Source organism: Roseateles sp. P5_E4 (assembly GCF_054049255.1).
On sequence record NZ_JBFUMS010000004.1, the window covers coordinates 329,527 to 346,678 of the forward strand.

The 17,152-nt window shown below is 66.6% G+C and carries 20 protein-coding genes and 1 tRNA gene; 16 read left to right on the plus strand and 5 right to left on the minus strand.

The genetic code is table 11. The features are described from left to right. Window positions 1-43 precede the first annotated feature (43 nt). From hisI to tatC, 7 genes are all read left to right on the plus strand, one after another. Complete coding sequence (gene hisI / locus ACXJLH_RS10690) at window positions 44-433, plus strand: phosphoribosyl-AMP cyclohydrolase (RefSeq protein WP_056192885.1); 390 nt, start codon at window positions 44-46, stop codon at window positions 431-433. Then, complete coding sequence (locus ACXJLH_RS10695) at window positions 426-764, plus strand: phosphoribosyl-ATP diphosphatase (protein ID WP_457326340.1); 339 nt, start codon at window positions 426-428, stop codon at window positions 762-764. The genes hisI and ACXJLH_RS10695 overlap by 8 nt, the downstream gene beginning before the upstream one ends. Next, the gene (locus ACXJLH_RS10700) at window positions 761-1,129 is read left to right on the plus strand and encodes a DUF4870 family protein (RefSeq protein ID WP_457390325.1); all 369 of its coding nucleotides are present in this window, start codon (window positions 761-763) and stop codon (window positions 1,127-1,129) included. Before ACXJLH_RS10695 ends, ACXJLH_RS10700 begins: the two co-directional genes overlap by 4 nt. 12 nt (window positions 1,130-1,141) lie before the next feature. Continuing rightward, on the plus strand, window positions 1,142-1,489 hold the full coding sequence (locus tag ACXJLH_RS10705; protein WP_457390326.1) for a histidine triad nucleotide-binding protein: 348 nt from the start codon (window positions 1,142-1,144) through the stop codon (window positions 1,487-1,489). 122 nt (window positions 1,490-1,611) lie between these two features. Further along, entirely contained in the window at window positions 1,612-1,848 is a 237-nt protein-coding gene (gene tatA, locus ACXJLH_RS10710; protein ID WP_457443962.1) for a Sec-independent protein translocase subunit TatA, read from the plus strand. Then, a complete protein-coding gene (gene tatB / locus ACXJLH_RS10715) occupies window positions 1,849-2,328 on the plus strand; it encodes a Sec-independent protein translocase protein TatB (RefSeq protein ID WP_457324414.1) in 480 nt (159 codons plus the stop codon). Continuing rightward, window positions 2,325-3,128 carry a twin-arginine translocase subunit TatC gene (tatC, locus tag ACXJLH_RS10720; protein ID WP_056192870.1) on the plus strand — a complete coding sequence of 268 codons (804 nt, stop codon included), beginning with the start codon at window positions 2,325-2,327 and terminating at the stop codon, window positions 3,126-3,128. Before tatB ends, tatC begins: the two co-directional genes overlap by 4 nt. Here the strand turns inward: tatC and ACXJLH_RS10725 are convergent. After that, window positions 3,116-4,279 (minus strand): S1C family serine protease, encoded by a 1,164-nt coding sequence (locus ACXJLH_RS10725; protein ID WP_457324413.1) that lies wholly within the window; start codon window positions 4,277-4,279, stop codon window positions 3,116-3,118. The two genes, tatC and ACXJLH_RS10725, sit on opposite strands and share 13 nt — an antisense overlap. A 21-nt stretch (window positions 4,280-4,300) precedes the next feature. On the opposite strand from ACXJLH_RS10725, the gene ACXJLH_RS10730 reads away from it, so the two are divergent. Next, window positions 4,301-5,047 (plus strand): Nif3-like dinuclear metal center hexameric protein, encoded by a 747-nt coding sequence (locus ACXJLH_RS10730; protein WP_457443963.1) that lies wholly within the window; start codon window positions 4,301-4,303, stop codon window positions 5,045-5,047. Window positions 5,048-5,173: 126 nt separating this feature from the next. Then, window positions 5,174-5,800 (plus strand): hypothetical protein, encoded by a 627-nt coding sequence (locus tag ACXJLH_RS10735; protein ID WP_056192861.1) that lies wholly within the window; start codon window positions 5,174-5,176, stop codon window positions 5,798-5,800. Window positions 5,801-5,813: 13 nt separating this feature from the next. Here the strand turns inward: ACXJLH_RS10735 and ACXJLH_RS10740 are convergent, their stop codons facing one another. After that, window positions 5,814-6,725, minus strand: a complete 912-nt coding sequence (locus tag ACXJLH_RS10740; protein WP_457443965.1) for a M14 family metallopeptidase — start codon at window positions 6,723-6,725, stop codon at window positions 5,814-5,816. Continuing rightward, a complete protein-coding gene (locus ACXJLH_RS10745; protein ID WP_457443967.1) occupies window positions 6,722-8,518 on the minus strand; it encodes a DUF885 domain-containing protein in 1,797 nt (598 codons plus the stop codon). Before ACXJLH_RS10745 ends, ACXJLH_RS10740 begins: the two co-directional genes overlap by 4 nt. A 72-nt stretch (window positions 8,519-8,590) precedes the next feature. Between ACXJLH_RS10745 and pdxA the strand changes: the two genes are divergently transcribed. Then, window positions 8,591-9,595, plus strand: coding sequence for a 4-hydroxythreonine-4-phosphate dehydrogenase PdxA (gene pdxA / locus ACXJLH_RS10750; protein WP_457443969.1), 1,005 nt, complete (start codon window positions 8,591-8,593; stop codon window positions 9,593-9,595). Here pdxA and ACXJLH_RS10755 read toward each other — a convergent pair. Beyond that, entirely contained in the window at window positions 9,592-12,009 is a 2,418-nt protein-coding gene (locus ACXJLH_RS10755; RefSeq protein ID WP_457443971.1) for a DUF1631 family protein, read from the minus strand. The genes pdxA and ACXJLH_RS10755 overlap by 4 nt on opposite strands. A gap of 130 nt (window positions 12,010-12,139) precedes the next feature. Next, window positions 12,140-12,562 (minus strand): large conductance mechanosensitive channel protein MscL, encoded by a 423-nt coding sequence (mscL, locus tag ACXJLH_RS10760; RefSeq protein WP_056192848.1) that lies wholly within the window; start codon window positions 12,560-12,562, stop codon window positions 12,140-12,142. 174 nt (window positions 12,563-12,736) lie between these two features. On the opposite strand from mscL, the gene petA reads away from it, so the two are divergent. The 6 genes from petA (at window position 12,737) to ACXJLH_RS10790 (ending at window position 17,048) form a co-directional block, all read left to right on the plus strand. Next, on the plus strand, window positions 12,737-13,333 hold the full coding sequence (gene petA, locus ACXJLH_RS10765) for a ubiquinol-cytochrome c reductase iron-sulfur subunit (RefSeq protein ID WP_056192837.1): 597 nt from the start codon (window positions 12,737-12,739) through the stop codon (window positions 13,331-13,333). Between the two features lie 18 nt (window positions 13,334-13,351). Then, a complete protein-coding gene (locus tag ACXJLH_RS10770) occupies window positions 13,352-14,758 on the plus strand; it encodes a cytochrome b (RefSeq protein WP_457443973.1) in 1,407 nt (468 codons plus the stop codon). A gap of 20 nt (window positions 14,759-14,778) precedes the next feature. Further along, window positions 14,779-15,549, plus strand: a complete 771-nt coding sequence (locus ACXJLH_RS10775) for a cytochrome c1 (protein ID WP_056192823.1) — start codon at window positions 14,779-14,781, stop codon at window positions 15,547-15,549. Window positions 15,550-15,691: 142 nt separating this feature from the next. After that, on the plus strand, window positions 15,692-16,309 hold the full coding sequence (locus tag ACXJLH_RS10780; protein ID WP_056192820.1) for a glutathione S-transferase N-terminal domain-containing protein: 618 nt from the start codon (window positions 15,692-15,694) through the stop codon (window positions 16,307-16,309). Window positions 16,310-16,437: 128 nt separating this feature from the next. After that, window positions 16,438-16,947, plus strand: coding sequence for a ClpXP protease specificity-enhancing factor (locus tag ACXJLH_RS10785; protein ID WP_457443975.1), 510 nt, complete (start codon window positions 16,438-16,440; stop codon window positions 16,945-16,947). 25 nt (window positions 16,948-16,972) lie between these two features. Continuing rightward, window positions 16,973-17,048, plus strand: a tRNA-Thr gene (locus ACXJLH_RS10790). Window positions 17,049-17,152 lie beyond the last annotated feature (104 nt).

A 17,152-nucleotide genomic window follows, 5' to 3' on the forward strand; every position in this document is an offset into this window, starting at 1 on the left:
CCCCCGAGGGGGCGCCATTGCCCTTCGGGCGGCCGGGCGGGCCATGAACTGGTTGGACGAAATCAAATGGGACGACAAGGGTCTGGTGCCCGTCATCGCCCAGGAGCAGGGCACGGGCGACGTGCTGATGTTCGCCTGGATGAACCGCGAGGCCCTGGCCCTGACGGCCGAGCGCGGCCAGGCCGTGTACTGGAGCCGCTCGCGCAGCAAGCTGTGGCACAAGGGCGAGGAGAGCGGGCACTTCCAGCAGGTGCATGCCATCCGCATGGACTGCGACAACGACGTCGTGCTGCTGACCATCACCCAACTTGGCCATGAGCCCGGCATTGCCTGTCACACCGGCCGCCACAGCTGCTTTTTCCAGAAGCTGGAGAACGGCGTCTGGAGTGCCACCGAACCCGTTCTGAAGGATCCGAGCAAGATCTATGAGTGACGACATCCTCCGCCGCGTCGGCGCGGTCATCGAGTCCCGCAAGGGTGCTGACCCCGGCACCAGCTACGTCGCCAAGCTCTTCGACAAGGGCCTGGACGCCATCCTGAAGAAGGTCGGCGAGGAGGCCACCGAGACCGTCATGGCCGCCAAGGATGGCGACGCCCAGAAGGTCGTCTACGAGGTGGCCGACCTGTGGTTTCACAGCATGGTGGCGTTGGCCCACTTCGGGCTGAAGCCCGAGGACGTGCTCCGGGAACTTGCGCGTCGCGAGGGCTTGTCTGGCCTGGAAGAATTTGCGTCCCGCAACAAGCTGCCGAAAGAAGCCCCATGAACAACGATCCGAGCCCCGTGGCGCTGGATGTCGGCGCGCCTGCCGAGAAGCTGGCCAGCCTCAAGCAGCTGACGATGGTGGTCTATGTCCTCTATGCCCTGAGTGCCTTCACCGGCTTCACCGGCATCGTGGCCATCATCATCAACTACATCAAGCGCGAGGACACTGCGGGCACCGTCTACGCCAGCCATTTCACCTGGCAGATCCGTACCTTCTGGTGGAGCCTGGTATGGGGCATCCTGGGCTTTGCCACCTTGCTGCTGGGCGTGGGCTTCGTGATCCTGGCCGTTGACGGCATCTGGTTCCTCTATCGCCTCGTCAAGGGCTTCTTGAACTGGAACGACGGCAAACCCATGCCGGTCTGAAGCGAGTAAAAGATGACTCACGATCCCAACTGCCTGTTCTGCAAGATCGTCGCCGGCCAGATCCCGAGCAAGAAGGCCTATGAGGACGAGGACGTTCTGGCCTTCCATGACATCCATCCCTGGGCACCCGTCCACGTTCTCATCATCCCCAAGCGCCACATCGCCTCCATGGCGGACGTGACCGAGGCCGAGGCTGCGCTGCTGGGCAAGATGACGGCCCTGGGCCCGCGTTTGATGAAGGAACTGGGTGTTACCAACGGCTTCCGCCACGTCATCAACACGGGTCCGGACGGCGGTCAGGAGGTGTTGCACCTGCATCTGCATGTGATGGGCGGGCCTCGGCCGTGGTTGAAAGGCTGAGTTGTGACCAAACCTAAGGGCTGAGCACGATCGCACCGGAACGTGATCGGCCTCGAAATGACCCAGGATGCTAGGGTCATCCCTCACCTAGAATTTGAGCCAGTCCACAAGGAGTCAACATCATGGGTTCATTCAGTATTTGGCACTGGCTGATCGTCCTCGTCGTAGTCATCGCCATCTTCGGCACCAAGAAGCTGCGCAATGTCGGTTCCGACCTCGGCGCAGCCGTCAAGGGGTTCAAGGACGGGGTGAAGGACGGCACGACCTCCGAAGATCAAGCCGCAGCGCCCCAACAGGTCACCGCCCGCAAGGTCAATGACCCGAACACGGTCGACGTCGACGCGAAGACCAAGTCCTAAGTGCTTGACTTCGGCTTCGACAAGATCGCGCTGATCGGCGCGGTGGCCTTGATCGTCATCGGCCCCGAGAAGCTGCCGCGCGTGGCCCGCACGGTGGGCACCTTGCTGGGCAAGGCACAGCGCTATGTGGCGGACGTGAAGGCCGAGGTCAACCGCTCCATCGAACTGGAGGAGCTTCAGAAAATGAAGACCCAGTTCCAGACGGCGGTCCAGGACGTCGAGCAGAGCGTGCGCCAGGAGGTGGACACCGCAACGCAGGCGATGAACCAGACCTGGCAGGACGTGACCAGCGATTCGTCCTACGAAGCCGGCACGACGATCGCGCCACCGCCGCCCGAGTACCGCCACCCTAAAAAGAACTGGCGCCTCAAGCGCGGGTCGACGCCGATGTGGTTCAAGCAGAAGGCCGGTGTGAAGCGTCATACCCAATCGGGAGCTGCCCGCGTGGCGCGATTCCGCCCACCAGGCCTGAACCGATGAGCTCCTTCCAGAACCCCGACCACGACGAACTGGCCGGTACCGAACAGCCCTTCGTCACCCACCTGATGGAGCTGCGCGACCGGCTGCTGCGCGCCGTCATCGCCATCGCGGTCTGCTTCGGCGTGCTGTGCCTCTACCCCGGGCCGAGCCAGCTTTACGACTGGCTGGCGGCGCCGCTCGTGGCCAACCTGCCCGAAGGCACCAAGATGATCGCGACCAACGTCATCGCGCCCTTCTTCGTGCCGATCAAGATCACCATGCTGGCCGCCTTCATGCTGGCTTTGCCCATCGTGCTCTACCAGGCCTGGGCCTTCGTCGCGCCGGGCCTGTACTCGCACGAGAAGCGCCTGGTGATGCCGCTGGTCGTGTCGAGCACGCTGCTGTTCTTCGGCGGCGTGGCCTTCTGCTACTTCTTCGTCTTCAAGAAGGTCTTCGCCTTCATCCAGAGCTTCGCGCCCAAGAGCATCACGGCGGCGCCGGACATCGAGGCCTATCTCGGCTTCGTGATGAACATGTTCATCGCCTTTGGTGCGGCCTTCGAGGTGCCCATCGTCGTTGTCGTGCTGGTGCGCATGGGCATCGTGTCGGTGGAGAAGCTGCGCGAATGGCGCGGCTACTTCATCGTCGTGGCCTTCATCGTTGCGGCCGTCATCACGCCGCCCGACATCGTTTCGCAGCTCGCACTGGCGATCCCGATGTGCCTGCTCTACGAGGTGGGCCTGTTTGCGTCCACCTACTTCGTGCGCCATACCAAGGCGCCCGACGAGGCGGAGCAGACCACCCCCGATCAGTCGTCCTGATCGCGCTGCGGCTTGGGCCGCTGGGCCACGGCGAGCTGGAAGTGCATGGCCTTGCCGGCGCGCTGCACGCCCACCTCGACCTGACTGCTGGGCTTGAGGGCCGCCACGCTGGCCAGCAGTTCGGCTGGCGTCGTGACGGCATGCTCGCCGATGCGGGTCAGCACGTCGCCCGGCTTGATGCCAGCCTTGGCCGCCGGCGCGTCGTTGACGACGCCGCCGATCAGCACGCCCTTGGCATCGCCCAGCTTCAGTGCCTCGGCCAGTTCGGGCGTCAGCTCGCGCGTCTGCACGCCGATCCAGCCGCGCGCGACGACGCCGTCCTGCAGCAGCGAGGCCGCCACCTGGCGGGCCACGTCGACCGGGATGGCGAAGCCAATGCCCAGGGACCCGCCGCTGCGCGAGAAGATGGCCGTGTTGATGCCCACCAGCCGGCCATCGGCGTCCACCAGCGCGCCGCCCGAATTACCCGGGTTGATGGCCGCGTCGGTCTGGATGAAGTTCTCGAAGGTGTTGATGCCGAGCTGGTTGCGGCCCAGCGCCGACACGATGCCCGACGTGACCGTCTGGCCGACGTTGAACGGGTTGCCGATGGCCAGCACGACGTCACCGACCGCCAGGCTGGCCGCATCGCCCATCGCGATGACCGGCAGATCGGGCAGGCTGATCTTCAGCACGGCCACATCGGTCTCGGGATCGGTGCCGATGAGCTTGGCCTGGGCCTGGCGGCCGTCGCTGAGCATGACCTCGATGTCGGAGGCGCCCTCGACGACATGGTTGTTGGTCAGCAGCACGCCGTCAGCCGAGATGATGACGCCCGAGCCCAGGCCAAGCTGGGGACTGCCGCGGGGCTGGCGCAGCCCGAACGGGAAGCCGAACAGCTGTTCATGCGCCCGGCCCGCGCGCGACGGCGCCTTGCTGGCCGTGATGCTGACGACGGCCGGCGCTGCGACGCGAGCGGCCTGCGAGAAACCGGCCCGCACGACGGAGGCGGCAGGCGAGGAGGGCAAGGCGATCTGGCGTGCGGTCTGGGCGACGGTGGCATGGGGTAGCCGTGCCTCGTGCAGCCATTGCGGCTTCAGCGTCGAGACGACGAAGAGGGCGGCCAGGGCGACGGTGACCGCCTGCGCGAAAATCAGCCAGAGCCGTTTCAACACCTACATCCCCATCAAGCCATGACCGATCGCGCCGCGCTGGAACTCCGCCTGAACCAGCTGCTGGAGCCCACGCGCTTCAAGGATTATGGGCCGAACGGTCTGCAGGTCGAGGGGCGCGCCGAGGTGGGTCATCTCGTCTGCGGCGTCACGGCCAGCCTGGCCCTGATCGACGCGGCCATTGCCGTCGGGGCGGGTGCCATCCTGGTCCATCACGGCCTGTTCTGGCGTGGACAGGATGGCCGCGTGACGGGCTGGATGAAGCAGCGCCTGGCGCGGTTGATCCAGCAAGACATCAACCTCTTTGCCTATCACCTGCCGCTGGACGCTCACCCGACATTGGGCAACAACGCGCAGCTTGGTGCGCAATTCGGCTGGGCTGCGGACAGCCGCTTCGGCGAGCAGGATCTCGGTTTCAGCGCGGCCATCGAGCCCACCGACCTTGCCGCGCTGACGGTGAGGCTTCGCGATGCGCTGGGCCGCAACGTGACCGCCGTGCCGGGCGACGGCCGCCCGCTGCGCCGCGTCGCCTGGTGCACCGGCGGCGCCCAGGGCTATTTCGAGTCGGCCATCGCGGCGGGCGCCGATGTCTTCATCACCGGCGAGATCTCCGAGCCCCAAGCCCACTATGCCCGCGAGACCGGCGTTGCCTTCATCGCGGCCGGCCACCATGCCACCGAGCGCTATGGCGTGCAGGGCGTCGGTGCCCAGGTCGCGCAGGATCTGGGCCTCACCTGGCAGTTCATCGACGTGGACAACCCGGCCTGACCTAACCCTGGCGTAACCCGGCGCGGGGCCGCGGCTCCTAGCATCCGGCATGCCTTCCTGCTGCTATTGCGTTGCCCTCTCGCCCACTCGTGTCCTTGGGATGCTTGGCCTTCATCTGGCCGGCGCGTGAAGGCCGCGGAGGCCGTCACGCGGCCAGGCCGCTGGCGCCTGGCTTCGTCCCGGCGTCGGCAGATGGCGGTCTGGGCCGTGCTGTTGGGGCATGCGGCGTTGCTGCTGCTCATCTGGCAGGCGCGGCGGTGGCCAGCGGCAGGCGAAGAAGCGCGGCGTTCAGTGGTGCTGCGCCTGCTGCCCCCGCCGCCGCAGTTGCACCAGCGTGCGGCGCGCGTGCAGGCGCGGCAGCCCACCGCCCCATCACCGGGCATCAGCCCAAGACCCACGCCAACCCTGCCGGGCGCACCGGACGGCGAAGGCGCGCCCGTGGTCGCGGCGACGGGTGCGGCCCTGTCGCCCGGTGCGGCGGCGTCTGCACCCGGCGCGCTGAACCTGAGGCCCAGCCCCGAAATCCTGCGCGGCGCCCTGGCCAACCCGGCCACGACCGACCCGCGCAGCAATTCACCCAGGCCCACCTTCGAGGAGCGCATCGCGATGGGACTGGACCCCGACCTCTGCGTCAAGCTCGAGCGTGATGCCGAGGGCGTCGTGCGACGCCGGATGGGGCGGCTGGTAAATGCCACCTCTTTGCTGCAGTCCACGCATGGGGTGGGTGCCAGAGGCCTGCTGGTCTGCGAATGACGCCGCCTGAGGTTCAGATCTCGGCCGCCAGCGCGTAGCCGATCGCGGCCCGGGTGGCCGCGACCTGCGCCGCATTGCATTGCTCGGGCGTGGCGCGCGCGCTGTCCGGGTAGACCTCGGTCGTCGTGCTGAAGCGGGCGCCGGTGATGGCGGCGCACAGGTTGCGGCTGCGCACTGCGAAGCTGATGACGCCGGGCGACTGCAGCGGGCAGCCGATGATCTGGCCGTTGACATCGGGCTCGGCGATGTGGGTGACCTGGGCCACCGCGGCGATGACGGCCTTCTGGAACTCCGGTTGCGGGTGTTCGGCGTCGTCGACGAGGTAAAAACCATCGGGAATCAGCCCGGGCTCGAACACCTCGCCATCGCGCGCCGCCAGGGCAGGGCGGAACTCTGATTCGTCCGTGTCGGTGGTCTCGTGCAGGTCGATGTGCATCAGCACGCGGCCGCGCAGCGGCGCGAGCAGGGCCACCAGGGCCGTGGACTCCGGCACGGGGCTGCCCTCGCGGAAGTTGCGGTTGGGGTCGATTGCATCGAAGTTCCAGCGCTGGATGCGCTCATAGGCCCAGGGGCTGACGCAGGGCACCACCAGCAGGTTGGCCTGGCCGGCAGCTTCCTGCCCATGCTCGCGGACGAACTGCAGCGCACCATGCACGCCGCTGGTCTCGTAGCCATGCACGCCGCCGGTCACGACGAGGACGGGCAGGTCCTGGCGCCAGCCGCGGCTGCGGATGGCCAGCAGCGGGAAGCGTTCGCCGTCACAGACCACGGCGCCGTATTCGCTGACGTCGAAATCCTGCTTCAGAGGCTCGATGGTGGCGAGCACGTCAGCCGCAAAGCTGCGCTGCTTGACGAGGCGCCCGCGCCAGGCGGCGACCTCGCCCGGGCCCCAGGGCTGGCCGGGAATGCCGATTGCGTAGCTCATGGCCGTGCCTTTTCGCTCAAGATCCAGGCGTTGATGCGCTGCTCCAGCAGCGGCAGCGGCATGGCGCCCTGGTCGATGACGGCCATGTGGAAGCGGCGCTGGTCGAACTTGGCGCCCAGCGCGACTTCCGAGCGGGCGCGCAGCTCCTTGATCTTCAGCTCGCCCATCATGTAGCTCAGCGCCTGGCCGGGCTGGGACAGGTAGCGGTCGACCTCGGCCGTCATGAAGGTGGCGTCGTGGCCGGTCTGCTCGATCATGTAGGCGATGGCCTTGTCGCGGTTCCAGCCCAGGGCATGCAGACCGGTATCAACGACCAGGCGCGCGGCGCGGAACATCTGCGCCTGCAAGTGGCCAAAGCGCGCGTAGGGGTCGCGGAACAGGCCGATCTGCGGGCCCAGCGTCTCGGCATACAGCGCCCAGCCCTCGCTGAAGACCGAGTACTGCGACTGGCGGCGGAAGTTGGGCAGCTCGCCCAGCTCGACCTGGCGCGAGATCTGCAGATGGTGACCAGGCACGGTCTCGTGGGCGACCAGCGTCTCCATCGCCCATTTCGGCCGGCGCTTGAAGGAGATTGCGTTGGCGTTGAACCAGCCGGGCGTCGTGCCGTCCAGCGACGGGCCGTTGTAGTTGTCGGCCGCGCCTTCGCCGGTGTAGGGCGGCATGCCGCGGATGCCATAGGGCGAGCGCGGCAGCTGGGCGAAGAGCTTGGGCAGCTCGGGGTCGATGCGTTTGGCGATGGCGCGGTAGCCGTCCAGCAGCTCGTCGGCCGTCTGGTTGAAGAACTTGGGGTCGCTGTAGAGGAATTTCTTGAAGGCGGCGAGGTCACCGTCGAAACCGGCCTCGGCCTTGACCTTCTCCATCTCGGCGCGGATGCGCGCGGCCTCGCGCAGGCCGGTGGTGTGGATGTCGCCCGCCGCCAGCGGCAACGTCACATGGCGCTGGATCAACGCCTCGTAGACCTTGTCGCCGCCGGGATAGGTCGACAGCGAGCCGCTGTCCGGCGCCTTCGGCAGCAGCTCGTCCTTCATGACGGCGAGCAGCCTGCGCTGGGCCGGGTAGAAGATCTCGCGCATGGCCGCCTGGCCCTGGGCCTGGTAGTTGACCTTGACGCTGGCGTCCACCGTCATGCGCGTGAAGGGTTCGTAGACCGGGCTCTTGGTGACGTCCTCGGTCAGTTGCCCTTCCACCTGGGCAATGGCACGCGCCAGCACCGGCTTGGAGGTGACCCAACCCAGGGTCAGACCCTGGCGCAGGATGGCGATTTCCTGGTCGACCCGCGCCGGGTAGGCGGCCAGGCGCGTCAGCCACTGCTTGACCTGGGTCTCGTTGTTGACCGGCACATTGCGCGCAAAGCCGGCCAGGGCCGATTGCGCGCCGTACAGGGTGCCCAGCGTCAAGGTGCGCCAGCCGGCGAAGCCTTGCATGGCCACCTCCTGCTGGTAGCGGTTGATGAAAAGGGCCAGCGAGACACGGTCGGTGTCGCTGAGCTGGGCCGCGTCCACCGCACGGGCGCGGGCCAGCATGTCGCGGGCAAAAGCGTCGCGGGCGGCCAGGCCGGCCGCGGAACGGTCGCTCAGCTTGTCATTGAAGCGCAGGTCACCGCGCAGCGTGGCCCATTCCGGCGCCGCATGGGCCTCGGATTCCCAGGCTTCGTCGAACAGGGCCAGCAGGGCCTGATGGGCTTTGGCGACAGCGTCGGTAGCGGCTGCATTGGCCTTGGGTGCCGGCTGGGTGGCGGCGGGGGCGGTCAGATGCAGACCGGCGATCAGGGCGGCAACAAGGGTCTTGCGCAAGAAAGTCTCCACGGCGTGATGAGCCGGTGGGCAGTCTGCCAGCGCGCTGCCGGGGTGATGAAAGAATGCGGCATGACCCCGGAAAACTCCCTAGGCCAGCCCCTGGTCCTCAGCATGGGTGATGCCTGTGGCATCGGCCCCGAGATCATCGCCAAGTTGTGGCGGCACGAGATGCCGCGGGATGCCCTGGTGGTCGGCGACGTTGCCGTCATGAGGCGCGCGGTCGCTGCTGCCGGCGGTGGCCTGGCGGTCGCCGAATTGCATGGGGCCGATGAGTTAGGCCGCGTACCGCTGCGCTGCCTGCCGGTCTGGCAGCCCGCTGGCCTGCCCGCAGGCTTGATCGATGCCCCCTTGGGCCAGGTCGATGCCCGTGCCGGCGCGGCCGCAGCCCTGTGCATCGAGGCTGCTGTTGGCCTGATTCAGGCGGGCCATGCGCGCGCCCTCATCACGGCGCCCATTCACAAGGAAGCCCTGCATGCGGCCGGCTCGCCCTACCCGGGCCATACGGAAATGCTGCAGGCCCTGGCGGGGGGCGTTCCGGTGCGCATGATGCTGGCCAACGAGGAGCTGCGCACGGTGCTCGTCACCATCCACTGCTCGCTGCGCGAAGCCATCTCGCGTGTGACCCGCGAGGCGGTGGCAGAGACGCTGCGCATCACGCAGGCCGCACTGCAGCGCATGGGCATCGCCGCGCCCCGCATTGCCGTGGCTGGGCTGAACCCGCATGCCGGCGAAGGCGGCTTGTTCGGTGATGAAGAGATCCTGCATATCGCGCCCGCCATTGCCGACGCGCGTGCGGCCGGCATGGACGCCAGCGGCCCTTATGCGCCCGACACCATCTTCATGCGGGCCCGGCGCGGCGAGTTCGACGTCGTCGTGGCGATGGTGCACGACCATGGCTTGATCCCGGTCAAATACCTCGGGGTGGAGCAGGGCGTCAACGTGACGCTGGGCCTGCCCTTCGTGCGCACCAGCCCCGACCACGGCACGGCTTTCGACATCGCGGGGCGAGGCCTGGCCGACCCGGCCAGCCTGGGCGCGGCACTGGCGATGGCGCGACGGCTGATCGGCGGCTAGCGGCCGCCGAGCGCCGCCAGTTGCGCCCGGGCACGAGCCGTCGCGCGCTCCAGCAGCAGGCCGTGTTCATAGGCGCGCATGCGGTCGGCCTCGCAGAGCTTCCTCAGCATGCGGGCCGTCATCGTCACCGTCTCCTGGTGGCGGTTGCCGTGCGTGAAGATGAAGAAGCTGCGCCCGGCGCTGACATGGGCCAGGCGCACCTTCTGCCATTCGTTGCCGGTGTGCATCTGGTAGGCGAAGCCGAGCTGCATGTTGTCCACCAGCAGGGCGCCGCTGCTGGCCTCGGGTGCGCCCTCGGCGGCGGGCAGGCCGTCGATGGAGATGTCCACAGCCTGCAGCGGTTCGGCCGCGGCCGCCGCGTCGTTGCCTGACAGGTCGAGGTCCAGCTCGCCGTTCCAGTCGACGCTGGCTTCCTCGACGAGGCCCAGGCTCTTGGCCTCGGCCGGCGTCAGGCGCTGGCTGGCGTCGAGGTCGCCGGGCGCGGTTTCGCCGGCCATGGGCTTGGCGAGGTCGGCCTCGGCCGGTGGCGCGACGCCGAAGATCTGGTCGAGCTGCTTGATCAGCAGGTTGGTGTCCAGGGCGCTGGCGGCCTGGCCCTTCAGCGATTCGGCATGCGCGGGCAGCAGCACGCCGAAGAAGTCCTTGCGCGGGCCGTCTGGCCAGCGGATCAGGTCCATGCCCTCGTTGAGGGTGCGCATCAGATTGGGCAGCTCGCGCAGGAAATCGGCGCGCGCGGCCGTGCCGCCCTTGGGCTGCACGCTCATGACCAGGGTGCGGCCGAGCGTGCGCAGGCGCAGGGCCCGCTCCGGCGCGCCCTCGCGCGAAGCCAGCACGATGGCCTGGGACCAGACTTGAGCCAGGAAGGTGCGCAGGAAGTCCTGCATTGGCACACGGGCGAGCTGCTGCTGCAGTTGCAGGGCGTAGCGCTGCTGCAGGCGCAGGTCGGTCTCGCGGCGTTCGACGACGGCGGCGGCGTCGCCGGCAGCCTTCAACGTGCTGCGGGTCTGCTCGGTGATGAAGGCTTCCAGGGCGTCCAGCTTGGACGTGTAGACGTCCATGCGGTCGAAATCGCCCTGGGCGACGTCCTGCACGAGGTCGCGCACATGGGCCAGGAAGGAGCGGCCGGGGTCGTCGCTGAAGTCTTCAAAGGCACAGGCGAGGGACGCCATGCGATTGACGAACACGCGCACCGGGTGGCGGCGCGAGGAGAAGAAGGTTTCGTCGCCCAGGGCCACGCGCAGCACGGGCAACTGCAGGCGGGCCAGCAGGCGCGCCATCTGCGGCGGCACCTTGGGGTCGGACAGGATCTGGTCGAACAGGCCGGCGACGACGTCGATGACCATGTGGTCCAGCCGGCCCGTGGCCATCTGACGCAGTTCGTCGCGATGCTGGTTGATCAGGTTGGGCGGCAGCGGCATCTGCCCCCAGGCGCTGGGCTCACCGCTGAGGGTGTCAAGGCCCATGCGGCTGGAGTTGCCGTGGCTGTCATAGGCCGGCTCGTAGGCGCCGGGCGTCTGCGCCAGGCGGCGCAGCAGGTCCATCATCTGGGGGTCGACCCGGCCAATGCCGCCGCTGCCTCCGCCGCCGCCGCGGCTGCCAAAGCTGCCGCCGGCTCCGCCGAAGCCGCTGTTGCGGCCGCCGCCAGGGCTTCCCTGGCCACCCAGGCCGCCATGCCCTGAGCCACCGTAGCCACCGCGCGAGGACATGCCGCCAAGGCCCGAATCGAGATCGCCAGGCTGGGTGGCTGCACCCAGGCCGCCGAGGCGCGAGGCGGTGCCATCCGGCGATGCGCGCACGCGCAAGTCCTGGGGCCGCAGGCCGCGCGAGCGCAGCAACTCGGCAATATCGGCATAGCAGGCGCGCATCTCCTGGGCCAGCGCGCGAGTCAATTCGTCAGTCAGCGTCTGGCGGGTGACAGGGTCGTCGGTGATGGCCTGGATGGCATCAAGCAGGCCCTGGCCGATGAGCTCGGGCCGCAAGGGGTTGCGTTCACCGACCTGGATGCCGGCGACATAGGACTCGACCTCGCGCAACTCCCACTCACAGTGGTGGCCGATGGCCAGGCCGATGCGGTCCGCGGCTACCAGGTTGTTGACCTGGTCGTCGTCCATCAGCGAAAGCTCGCCCCAGGCCTTTTTGGCCGTGGGCGCCGCCTGCGGCGGCTTGGTATCGGATTGTTCGGCCGACACCTGTTTGCGCAAGCTCTGCACAAAACGCTGCGAGAACACGCCTTGTTGCTGGCGGAACACGAATTGAGCCGCGAGCAGGGCGTCGCGACGCTTGACCTGCCCCGAGGACAGCGCCGACAGTCCGAGACCTTCCGCGCAGCGCTCAGCCGCCTGCTCACCCGCCAGACGAATGCGGGTCAGCGAGGCTTCGAGGTGCGGGTTCAGGCGTATCTCTGGCGCGTTCATCAACTAGTGGCACGAGCTGCGTCGAAAGTATCGCGCCTGCAACAGGTGCGGGTTTTCAACCAGTTGCCAAATTCCTGGCACAAAAAAGCCCGGTAACCATTGCTTACCGGGCGACGGGCGGCGCGAGAGCTTAGCGCTTCAGCGAATCGCGAATCTCCCGCAGCAGTTGAATGTCTTCCGGCGTGGCCGGCGGCTCGGCCGGCGCGGCCGCGGCTTCGGGTTCGCGCTTGAGGCGGTTGATCTGCTGAATCATCAGGAAGATGACGAAAGCCAGGATGATGAAATTCAGCGAAACGGTCAGGAAGCTGCCATAGGCCAGCACGGCGCCGGTTTTCTTGGCTTCGGCCAGCGTCGTGGCCGTCTGGCCGGCCAGCGGGATGAAGTAATTGCTGAAATCCAAGCCGCCGAAGATCTTGCTGACGACCGGCATGATGACGTCGCCGACCAGGGAGTCGACGATCTTGCCGAAGGCGCCGCCGATGATCACGCCGACCGCCAGGTCGACGACATTGCCTTTGACGGCGAACTCCTTGAACTCGGAGAAGAAACTCATGCGGGGCTCCTGGATGGCGATGTCTGTGAGATGACTCGGACGGATGTTGGCGCCAAGTCCGGCGAGCCAGAAGGCGGGTAAACCTGCGGTCGGTCGTCGCTTGGCCGAGCCTCGGGTAAGCGTCCGTTAGAATCCTGGGCTGCCCCTGATCAGAAGTCTCTTTAGAGGACCCTCATGAGTGACCAGCAAGTGGACCAAGGCAAGCGCACCTGGTTGATTGCAACCGGTTGCGCCGGCGCCGTTGGTGGCGTTGCGACTGCCGTGCCCTTCGTCAGCACTTTTGCGCCGAGCGAGCGCGCCAAGGCCGCTGGTGCCCCCGTCGAGGTCGACATCTCCGGCATCAAGCCCGGTGAGAAGCTGACCGTCGAATGGCGTGGCAAGCCGGTCTGGATCGTGCGCCGCACGCCGGAACAGCTCGAGGCCCTGAAGAAGAACGACGGCCAGCTGGCCGACCCGAACTCAGACCGCAAGGCCTTCCCCATCCCCGACTACGCCAAGAACGAGAACCGCTCGATCAAGCCCGAGTACCTCGTCGTCGTCGGCATCTGCTCGCACCTGGGCTGCTCGCCGAGCGACAAGTTCGCAACCGGCGCCCAGCCCTCGCTGCCGGATGACTGGGCGGGCGGTTTCCTGTGCCCCTGCCACGGTTCTACCTTCGACATGGCCGGCCGCGTGTTCAAGAACAAGCCCGCGCCCGACAACCTCGAAGTGCCGCCATACATGTATCTGTCGGACACCCGGCTGGTCATCGGTGAAGACAAGAAGGCCTAACGGAGCACGGGACGAGACATGGCTGAATTCAAAGAAGCACCCGCAGGCGCCTCGGCAGGCGTGAAGACCATGACCTGGCTGGAGAACCGGTTCCCGACCGCGTTCGACGCCTACAAGGTCCACATGTCGGAGTACTACGCGCCGAAGAACTTCAACTGGTGGTACATCTTCGGCTCGCTGGCGCTGCTGGTCCTCGTGATCCAGATCGTCACCGGCATCTTCCTGGTGATGCACTACAAGCCCGACGCGGGCCTGGCCTTCGCGTCGGTCGAGTACATCATGCGCGATGTGCCCTGGGGCTGGCTGATCCGCTACATGCACAGCACGGGCGCCTCGGCCTTCTTTGTCGTTGTCTACCTGCACATGTTCCGCGGCCTGATCTACGGCAGCTACCGCAAGCCGCGCGAGCTGGTCTGGATCTTCGGCTGCGCGATCTTCCTGTGCCTGATGGCCGAAGCCTTCATGGGCTATCTGCTGCCATGGGGCCAGATGAGCTACTGGGGCGCCCAGGTCATCGTGAACCTGTTCRCTGCCGTGCCCTTCGTCGGCCCGGACCTGGCGCTGATGATCCGCGGCGACTACGTGGTTGGCGACGCGACCCTGAACCGCTTCTTCAGCTTCCACGTCATCGCCGTGCCGCTGGTGCTGCTGGGCCTGGTGGTTGCCCACCTGCTGGCCCTGCACGATGTCGGTTCCAACAACCCCGACGGCGTCGAGATCAAGAAGCACAAGGACCCGAAGACCGGCATCCCGCTGGACGGCATCGCCTTCCATCCGTTCTACACGGTGCACGACATCTACGGCGTCTGCATCTTCCTGATGGCATTCACCGCCATCCTGTTCTTCGCGCCGGAACTGGGCGGCTACTTCCTGGAGTACAACAACTTCATCCCGGCCGACCCGCTGAAGACGCCGGCTCACATCGCCCCGGTCTGGTACTTCACGCCGTTCTACTCGATGCTGCGCGCGACGACCGACACCATGGTCAACGTGCTGTGCGGCGTCGTCGCCGTCGCGGCCGTCGTGAGCTTCCTGAAGGGCAAGTTCGGCGGTGCCGCCAAGGTGGCCCTGCTGGTGGCGGCCGCCGTGCTGATCTTCCTGCTCAAGGTCTTCGACGCCAAGTTCTGGGGCGTGGTCGTCATGGGTGGCGCGGTCATCATCCTGTTCTTCCTGCCCTGGCTGGATCACAGCCCGGTCAAATCGATCCGCTACCGCCCCGACTGGCACAAGTATGTGTATGCCGTCTTCGTCGTCTTCTTCCTGTGGCTGGGCTACCTCGGCATCCAGCCGCCGAGCGACGTGGGCACCTTGGTCGCCCAGGTGGGCACCTTGTTCTACTTCGGCTTCTTCCTGCTGATGCCCTGGTGGAGCCGCCTCGGCACGCCCAAGGCAGTGCCGGACCGTGTGACCTTCCACGCCCACTGAGCCGCGGAGCAACAACACCAATGAAAAAGCTGATCGCTCTCCTGCTGGCCACCCTGGGCTTCGTGGGTGCCGCCCAGGCCAACACCGGCGGCATCGAGTGGGACAAGTTCCCCAAGGAAAAGATGTCGGACATGGCGGCGCTGCAAAGCGGTGCCAAGCTGTTCGTCAACTACTGCCTGAACTGCCACTCGGCCGCCTACATGCGCTACAACCGCATGCGCGACATTGGCCTGTCCGAGGCCGACATCAAGAACAACCTGCTGTTCGCGGCCGAGAAGGTCGGTGAGACCATGAAGGTCAGCATCGACCCGAAGGACGCCAAGGCCTGGTTCGGCGCCAACCCGCCCGACCTCAGCGTCATCGCCCGCTCGCGTGCCGATGGTGCCAAGGGCTCGGGTGCGGACTATCTCTACACCTACATGCGGAGCTTCTACCGCGACGACACCAAGGCCACCGGTTGGAACAACATGGCCTTCCCCAGCGTCGCGATGCCGCATGTGATGTGGGAGCTGCAGGGCCAGCGCGCCGCCAAGTTCGAGGAAGTGGCCGACCCGCACGACCACGACAAGAAGACCCACGTCTTCGCCGGCTACCAGCAACTGACGCCCGGCACGCTGTCCGAGCGCCAGTACGACGAAGCCGTGGCCGACCTGGTTGCCTATTTGCAGTGGATGGGCGAGCCCGCGCAGGGCCAGCGCTTTCAGCTCGGCGTGATCGTGCTGATCTTCCTGTCCATCCTGACCGTGTTTGCCTGGCGACTGAACGCCTCGTACTGGAAGGACGTGAAGTAAGCCCGTCCATCCCGGCACCGCTCTCGGGCGGTGTCGAAACACGCAGTGGGGCGCGCTTGTAGCCACCCACTGCGTTTGCTTTTTCAGCGCGGCCCCAGCCGTCGCGCGTTTTTGATTGACTGACCCCTCGGGAGCCCAAGCCATGATGGTCCTTTACTCCGGTACCACCGACCCCTACTCGCACCGCTGCCGCTTCGTGCTGTTCGAGAAAGGCATGGACTTCGAAATCCGTGACGTTGACCTGTTCGCGAAGCCCGAAGACATCGCTTTGATGAACCCGTACAACGAGGTGCCCATCCTCGTCGAGCGCGACCTCATCCTGTACGAGTCGCACATCATCAACGAGTACATCGACGAGCGCTTCCCGCATCCGCAGCTGATGCCCGGCGACCCGGTGGCCCGCGCCCGCGTTCGACTGTTCCTGCTGAACTTCGAAAAGGAGTTGTTCGCCCACGTGAACATCCTCGAGGGCCGCGGCACGACGACCAAGGCGACCGACAAGCAGCTCGAGAAGGCTCGCTCGCAGATCCGCGACCGCCTGACCCAGCTCGCGCCGATCTTCCTGAAGAACAAGTACATGCTGGGCGACGACTTCTCGATGCTCGACGTGGCCATCGCGCCGCTGCTGTGGCGCCTGGACTACTACGGCATCGACATGTCCAAGAACGCGCTGCCGCTGCTCAAGTACGCCGAGCGCATCTTCAGCCGCCCGGCCTACATCGAGGCGCTGACGCCCTCGGAAAAGGTCATGCGCCGTTGATTGCCCACCCCGAAGCGCTGTGCGCTTCCCCCTCGAGGGGGCGCCGTCAGTGGCCCGGCAAAACCGGTTCCATAGCGGCCGCGGGGTCTACAGACCGTATTGCACCCTGACCGGGTTGACTGTCGTACATGGATAAATCGCAAGGAGTTGAAGGCGGGGCGGGCAATGGCACGTCCACCCGCCCGTACCTGATCCGCGCGCTGCACGACTGGTGCACGGACAACGGCTTCACGCCCTATATCGCGGTCCACGTCGATCGTTCGGTGCAGGTGCCGATGGAGTACGTGTCCAACAACGAGATCGTGCTGAACGTCGGCTTCGATGCCACCAGCGGACTGGATCTCGGCAACGAGTTCATCCAGTTCAAGGCGCGCTTCGGCGGCGTCGCGCGAGAGATCGTCGTGCCGGTGGATCATGTTGTCGCGATCTACGCCCGCGAGAACGGCCAGGGCATGGCCTTTCCGGCGCCCGAGGCGCTGGCCGAAGGTGCACCGCTGCCCAGCCCGGCGCCGCCGGAGCCGCGCCGCAGCGGCCTGCGTCTGGCCAGCGAAGCCAGCGACGACGAGGGCGATGACACGCCCCCGCCACCCGACGCGCCCAGCGGTGGCCCGCGGCCTTCACTCAAACGGGTGAAGTGAGCGACTAGAATCTCGCCTGTTTTTCGCCGGCTTAGCTCAGTTGGTAGAGCAACCGCCTTGTAAGCGGTAGGTCATCAGTTCGAATCCGATAGCCGGCACCATTTCATTGAGTCACCCCGACTCAAGCAGCATCAAGGCCCCCAGGTGAATCAACCACTTGGGGGCTTTTTTCTTGCGGCCCGTGTATCGCCTCGTATCATCCCGC

What these genes read in the sequence shown, in the direction of transcription:
- hisI (WP_056192885.1), top strand. Translation starts at nt 44, where the DNA reads ATGAACTGGTTGGACGAAATCAAATGGGACGACAAGGGTCTGGTGCCC.
- ACXJLH_RS10695 (WP_457326340.1), top strand. Translation starts at nt 426, where the DNA reads ATGAGTGACGACATCCTCCGCCGCGTCGGCGCGGTCATCGAGTCCCGC.
- ACXJLH_RS10700 (WP_457390325.1), top strand. Translation starts at nt 761, where the DNA reads ATGAACAACGATCCGAGCCCCGTGGCGCTGGATGTCGGCGCGCCTGCC.
- ACXJLH_RS10705 (WP_457390326.1), top strand. Translation starts at nt 1,142, where the DNA reads ATGACTCACGATCCCAACTGCCTGTTCTGCAAGATCGTCGCCGGCCAG.
- tatA (WP_457443962.1), top strand. Translation starts at nt 1,612, where the DNA reads ATGGGTTCATTCAGTATTTGGCACTGGCTGATCGTCCTCGTCGTAGTC.
- tatC (WP_056192870.1), top strand. Translation starts at nt 2,325, where the DNA reads ATGAGCTCCTTCCAGAACCCCGACCACGACGAACTGGCCGGTACCGAA.
- ACXJLH_RS10730 (WP_457443963.1), top strand. Translation starts at nt 4,301, where the DNA reads ATGACCGATCGCGCCGCGCTGGAACTCCGCCTGAACCAGCTGCTGGAG.
- ACXJLH_RS10740 (WP_457443965.1), bottom strand. Translation starts at nt 6,725, where the DNA reads ATGAGCTACGCAATCGGCATTCCCGGCCAGCCCTGGGGCCCGGGCGAG.
- pdxA (WP_457443969.1), top strand. Translation starts at nt 8,591, where the DNA reads ATGACCCCGGAAAACTCCCTAGGCCAGCCCCTGGTCCTCAGCATGGGT.
- ACXJLH_RS10755 (WP_457443971.1), bottom strand. Translation starts at nt 12,009, where the DNA reads ATGAACGCGCCAGAGATACGCCTGAACCCGCACCTCGAAGCCTCGCTG.
- mscL (WP_056192848.1), bottom strand. Translation starts at nt 12,562, where the DNA reads ATGAGTTTCTTCTCCGAGTTCAAGGAGTTCGCCGTCAAAGGCAATGTC.
- petA (WP_056192837.1), top strand. Translation starts at nt 12,737, where the DNA reads ATGAGTGACCAGCAAGTGGACCAAGGCAAGCGCACCTGGTTGATTGCA.
- ACXJLH_RS10775 (WP_056192823.1), top strand. Translation starts at nt 14,779, where the DNA reads ATGAAAAAGCTGATCGCTCTCCTGCTGGCCACCCTGGGCTTCGTGGGT.
- ACXJLH_RS10780 (WP_056192820.1), top strand. Translation starts at nt 15,692, where the DNA reads ATGATGGTCCTTTACTCCGGTACCACCGACCCCTACTCGCACCGCTGC.
- ACXJLH_RS10785 (WP_457443975.1), top strand. Translation starts at nt 16,438, where the DNA reads ATGGATAAATCGCAAGGAGTTGAAGGCGGGGCGGGCAATGGCACGTCC.